Raw genomic sequence first — 530 nt, forward strand, 5'->3', positions numbered from 1 at the left:
TAACGTAAAATTGGTGATAAAAAGAGCAATACAAAAAGCGAACATAAAAAAGAGAGTCACGTGCCATATTTTTAGGCATTCTATAGCTACGCATATGCTCGCAAAGGATATAAATTTGAGGACGATTCAGCAGTACCTAGGCCATAGGCAGATTCAAACGACTCAATTTTATACCCATGTGGCCTTTTGGGAGCTAAAAAGGGCAGGAGAAAAAGTACTCGCTGACTACACTAACCCATTGAAATTAAAAGAGAATTTCGATTCTTTGACTACACCCCAACCTCACGCAAATCAAGAATTATCAAGCATTTGCGAAGATTCCAAATGAGGACTACGAATCCAAAGGTTGCAGGTTCGACTCCTGCTGGGCGCAATGTATCCAAGGGAATCTGTGGGGAAAGTAAAAAAGCATGTGACTACATTGTGACTACAGTTTGGTTTTACCGTTTACTTCTTCAATACTGTTTTTTCGTAGCATCCTTCTCCAACTGGTCTTATTTCAATGAGAGCTCCTGATTCGTCGTAGATGT

The 530-nt window shown here is 40.0% G+C and carries 1 protein-coding gene; it reads left to right on the forward strand.

What is annotated here, in order from left to right; translation table 11 throughout:
- On the forward strand, positions 1-328 hold a 328-nt coding region (locus tag NZ583_09035; protein ID MCS7281735.1), incomplete at its 5' end, for a tyrosine-type recombinase/integrase.
- Positions 329-530: the final 202 nt, after the last annotated feature.

Source organism: Thermodesulfobacteriota bacterium (genome assembly GCA_025062045.1).
Lineage (GTDB): Bacteria > Desulfobacterota > Syntrophorhabdia > Syntrophorhabdales > JANXAF01 > JANXAF01.